At 38.5% G+C, this 4,812-nt stretch carries 6 protein-coding genes and 1 pseudogene; 4 read left to right on the plus strand and 3 right to left on the minus strand.

All coding sequences use genetic code 11. The features are described 5' to 3' along the window. From F6K49_RS35405 to F6K49_RS35420, 4 genes and pseudogenes are all read left to right on the plus strand, one after another. A pseudogene (locus tag F6K49_RS35405) lies at positions 1–647 on the plus strand (decarboxylase); the annotation flags it as partial. A 6-nt stretch (positions 648–653) separates the two neighbouring features. Then, on the plus strand, positions 654–1,283 hold the full coding sequence (locus F6K49_RS35410; RefSeq protein WP_293027606.1) for a class I SAM-dependent methyltransferase: 630 nt from the start codon (positions 654–656) through the stop codon (positions 1,281–1,283). 147 nt (positions 1,284–1,430) lie between these two features. Next, a complete protein-coding gene (locus tag F6K49_RS35415) occupies positions 1,431–1,790 on the plus strand; it encodes a cupin domain-containing protein (protein ID WP_293043406.1) in 360 nt (119 codons plus the stop codon). Between the two features lie 12 nt (positions 1,791–1,802). Next, positions 1,803–2,546 (plus strand): CmcI family methyltransferase, encoded by a 744-nt coding sequence (locus F6K49_RS35420; protein WP_293017341.1) that lies wholly within the window; start codon positions 1,803–1,805, stop codon positions 2,544–2,546. A 242-nt stretch (positions 2,547–2,788) separates the two neighbouring features. On the opposite strand, the gene F6K49_RS35425 is transcribed toward F6K49_RS35420, so the two are convergent. From F6K49_RS35425 to F6K49_RS35435, 3 genes are all read right to left on the minus strand, one after another. Next, complete coding sequence (locus tag F6K49_RS35425) at positions 2,789–3,529, minus strand: sulfotransferase family protein (protein ID WP_293017342.1); 741 nt, start codon at positions 3,527–3,529, stop codon at positions 2,789–2,791. Between the two features lie 123 nt (positions 3,530–3,652). Then, positions 3,653–3,934: a hypothetical protein gene (locus tag F6K49_RS35430; protein ID WP_293017343.1), complete on the minus strand. Its 282-nt coding sequence runs from the start codon at positions 3,932–3,934 to the stop codon at positions 3,653–3,655. A gap of 60 nt (positions 3,935–3,994) precedes the next feature. Further along, positions 3,995–4,546, minus strand: a complete 552-nt coding sequence (locus F6K49_RS35435) for a Uma2 family endonuclease (RefSeq protein ID WP_293104308.1) — start codon at positions 4,544–4,546, stop codon at positions 3,995–3,997. Between the last annotated feature and the right edge of the window lie 266 nt (positions 4,547–4,812).

Here is a 4,812-nt window from a genome sequence, read left to right on the forward strand (position 1 = left end):
TTGAACAAGCTATGGGGGTTTTGCCTTTATTTGAAACCACTACCCGCAGTAACCTGTTAATGCTGAGTATTGAAGATGCGATTAAGAAGGGGTATTCTGAAGAAGGTCAAGCTTTATTTTGGCAAGCCATTCAGGAATGCGATCGCCTGCGCAGTCAATTGGATAATTACGGCAACGTATTAACGTATGATGCCCAAGTTAGCGATCCTCTGAAAATCTATTTAAAAAGCGATCGCACTACAGGGGAAGAGTTAGCAGAGCTGTTGTACGAACGGGGGATTGATGGGGAATTTGCTGGTGAGGAGGGATTGTTATTAATTTTCTCTTTCCATCACAATCCACAAGATTTCCGATTTATGAGAGAAACCTTAGCAGCCATTGTGCCGATTCTGAGGGAAAAAGCACCAAAAGAGAGTTTACCTGACAGTTACTTTTGCCGTAGCCCTCAAATGAGGACTTTACCTAAAGATGCTTTCTTTAGCCGGAAAGAAAAATTACCCATTGGGCAAGCATTAGGTAAAATAAGCGGTTGCTGTATCAAGAAAGTTCCCCCAGGGAGTCCAATTTTGATACCAGGAGAAGAAGTTACTCAGTGGCACCTGCAACGTTTATCTCCTGATACTGTTGTTGAATTAGTTATGGAGTGATTAAAGATGGTCGAAGAACAAGCCAACGATTTTTTAGAAGCAAGACCTTGGTTATCTGGGATTTGTGATAGCCAAAGTACTGAGGAATTAAAAAGTAAGTACGATAGTTGGGCGAATACTTACGATGCAGATATAAAAGAAGATTGGTCTTTTATGCCTGCTAACATAGCACAGACATTAAGCAAACTGCTTCCTAAGAAAGATGCCACAATTCTAGATGCTGGTGCTGGGACAGGGTTAGTGGGTGAAGCCTTATACCAAAAGGGATATACTAATCTTATTGCTGCGGATTTGTCAGAAAAAATGCTGGCGATCGCTAAAGAGAGACAAGTCTACAAGGCTCTCCATCAGTGTAATTTAGAAGATTCTCAAATTTTTAGTAATTCAGTAACTTTTGATGCTATTATTGCTGCAGGGGTTTTTGCTTATGCTCATGCTGGGGTTGAGGTATTAAACAATCTATTCGGTCTTTTAAAAGAGGAGGGAATTTTTTTGTTGACGATACGGGAAGACTATCGCCGTGAAATGCAGACAGCCTTAGAGCAATTACCGTGGACACTAGTTAGTGAAGAGGGTTTTCCGATATATGAAGAAGCCAAATTGATGTATCTTATGGCTTTTAAAAAGAAGGAGTGATCGCTAAGTTATTTGAAGTTAATTTACTTATTTCACACTTTCCTTATACACACTCCTACCTACAAGCTCCATCTGTGAAGTACAATTTATACAAATTTAGATAAGCTTACCCTGTAACTTATAGTTGTTGATTTCAATTAAAATACCATGAATAATATGAATCAATCAGAATTAAAACTTGGCTTAGAAAAACTAAAGCAAGATTGGGAACCAAAAGGTTTTAAATGCGAGTTATATAGAACAAATTCTGTAGAGTTTTGGTCAAATCCAGGTCATAAAGCTGATGAATTTATTATCATGATAGAAGGGGAATTAGAAGTTTATTTTCAAGGTAAAACTCACCATCCTTCCATTGGTGAATTCTTCAAAGTACCTGCTAACACGCCTCACAATACTAGGATGTCTGGGATTATGTATTGGATCTATGCTTTTGATTGGCAGTGGAATGAAGATGGGGTTGGTATTGAAGAGGGGAAAATACGATCACCAAAAGTTAAATCTGTTTGAGGAGTGATCGCAATGAAGAATCAAAGTGCTGATCAATCCATTAGATCTGATCAAGACATCTCACAGAATAAAAGACTTGTCAAAATTTCTGATCGAGAAGATATCTCCTCCCTTCCCAAGGGTATTTGGAGACCTCTGACTGAAAACTATCATTTACAAACCTGGAAAGGGATACCAATGGACAAAAGTCCTATAGAAATTGCCCTTTATCCAATGCTCATTTACGAACTCCAACCAAAGACAATTATTGAACTTGGTGCAGATACTGGAGGAAGTGCAGTATGGTTAGCAGATCAGTTGAAGTTATTTGAAATTGAAGGTCTTCTCTACTCTGTTGATATCGATTTATCCTTACTTGATGAAAAAGCCAAAGCCCAACCCAATATAAAATTTTTGGAAGGTGATTGTCACCAGATCGATATGGTTTTATCCACCACACTGCTTTCTACACTTCCTCATCCTTGGTTAATCATAGAAGATGCTCATGTTAATTTAGTCGGTATCCTGAATTATTTTCATCACAATGGCTTACAAAATGGAGATTATTTAATTATTGAAGACACAAATAAAGCTTTATGGGAGGCTTGGTCAGATTGGGAAGATAAAGAATTTATTGAACGGATGAAAGGTAAGCTTGATTTACTAAAAAAATGGCTGATGCAGCACAAAAATGAGTACTTAATTGATACTCACTATCAAGATTTGTTTGGTTATAACGGCTCGAAGAATTGGAATTCGATGTTAAAAAGGATGTAAATAACAATGATTAACAAATCTAGAATAAACGAAATAATAAACGATTTGCAAAAAAACAGGTTTAAGTGTAAAGTTTCTATTGATGACTTAGAAGATTAGGTAGTCCTGCATAGTGATGGTGGGTGGGGGCTGAAACCCTAACCATACCGTTACCGATATCATTACAATGCACCACTACCCATTTCCCCTACGAAGGATAAAAACTACTCTTTTCATTGCTTAAAGTCTGTAGTTAAAAGTGGTTATTCAATCCGCAGTCGATGTTCATAAAGTCTTTGGTAATAAGGTAAACAGTAGTCATAGGTCTGCTTCAAGTGTTCATTGTTTTCAACACTAACGTAATTTTTTCTGTCCCTTTCTTTAAATTCCCGACTCGATTGTAAGTAAGTGTGCCAATCTCCTTCCCATGGAAGAGTCCATATTTTAGAGCATATCTTAGGATTCCATTTTAACGCTTGGGGCATAAACGGAATTCCTACAGCATCACAGTAAGCTTTAATCGTGGCCTCTGGTTTTTGTACCAAGTCATCTGAGTCAATGAGGGGGGGGACTTGTCCCAGAAAGGCTTTGGTGACTTCAAACAATTGGTAAAGTTCTGCATACCCAGTTTCACTTAAGTGGAAGTCAGGCCAACCGGCAAATAGAGAAGGAAGGCTTTTGGCAGGATGACGAATAAGGAAAGTGTGGTTAAAGTGGGATAAAAAAGCTTCATCGGCTCGATCGTAAATATATAAAGCCATATCTTTAATAAAGACAGGTTGGCTTTGAGCCTTATTGATTAGGTCTTGGAATAGGGGTTGAAAATTATAAGCTGGATTAATCTCAGCTTTTGCACAGCGATCAGATTTCCTTTCCTCGCTACCGTAATAGTATAGGCTAAAGGGTTCATGAAGAACAATAAAGTCTCCCCTTGCTTGCATCATCATTTTAAAAGCGGTGGATGTTGATCGAAAAGTTGTCCATAATACCAAAATTTTTTTCATCGCTAGATCTCAATAGTAGATGTTAGAGTCAATGCCTCTGTTACCAGAGGACAGTTTATAAGGAGTACGTCACTTTAGGATCGTTCTGATTCCACCAAACAAAAATATGAGTGTCCAGAACAATCATAAAACCTCTTCATAACTATTCTCTATATCCCAGTCTTCTAGAGGGATAGCTGGCTCTTCAGGATCAGCATAGTATGCGTAGGGCTGCTTGTTTGCCAATGGATTAGAGGAATATTCCTTTTTGACTTCACCAATAGTGACAATTTCGGAAAGCTTATTTTGAATAGCTTCATTTAATATTTCTGAAGCCAGCTCCTCTACAGACATTCGTTTTTTCGCCGCCGCTTTTATCAAAATGTCTTGAGAAGTTTGACTAATTTTGATATTTGATATAATCATATTCAATCCCTTACAAATATTCAAACTTAATCTAATACTTGAGAAGAATAAACAGTCTTCTCAATCAAACTCAGGTGCCCACACTTCCACCACAGGCAATTCCCAACCAGGAAGCAATTCTGGCACTTGCAGCACATCCCCATCTCCCAGCACAACTTTATCTCTATTAAGGCGATAAACTTCCATGGTGCGAGTTCTCGGATCGACTAACACCCCAATTTTAGTTCCCAATTCCAGAAATTGCTGGATCTTCTGACGTAATTTAGCCAAACTATCAGTTCTAGATTTAACCTCAAACATCAAGTCAGGAACTAACTCCGCGTAACCTTCTGTAGTGCGAGGTAAACGTTCGGCTAGGATAAAAGAAGCATCGGGAGCGCGAACATCTCCATCTTCGTTAGGTAAATGAAAACCACCACTAGAAGCAGTTACCCTGCCTAGTCTACGAGGTCGTACCCAGTTTGATAACTGGGTAACAATAGCAGCAGCTACTTCATCTGATTCTAACCCTGAAGGACTCATAACAAGAATTTCTCCATCCACTAGTTCCATCTGATAATCAGGATGTTCAGCTTGCAGTTTTTCTAAGTCTTTTACTGTTAAACTAGGCATTGTTAAAATCTCCTATTTATTTCTAGCGATTATTGCATTAAAGTCCCCCTTATTAAGGGGGATTTAGGGGGATCCCTTTTCACTTCATGGAAAATAGAATTGCTATATTTAATCAATCAACAGCAAATCCAGTATATTGAGAGCTGATTTGTAAACAAAAGCTTAAGAAGCTAATCGGCGAGTCATTAAACGAATGAGCGAGCCTCCCGATCATCGCTTCGCGCTTTGGTCGTGTACAACTCATAATCTTTACTCAAACGCCGAAA

It is taken from the genome of Moorena sp. SIO3I6, from assembly GCF_010672095.1.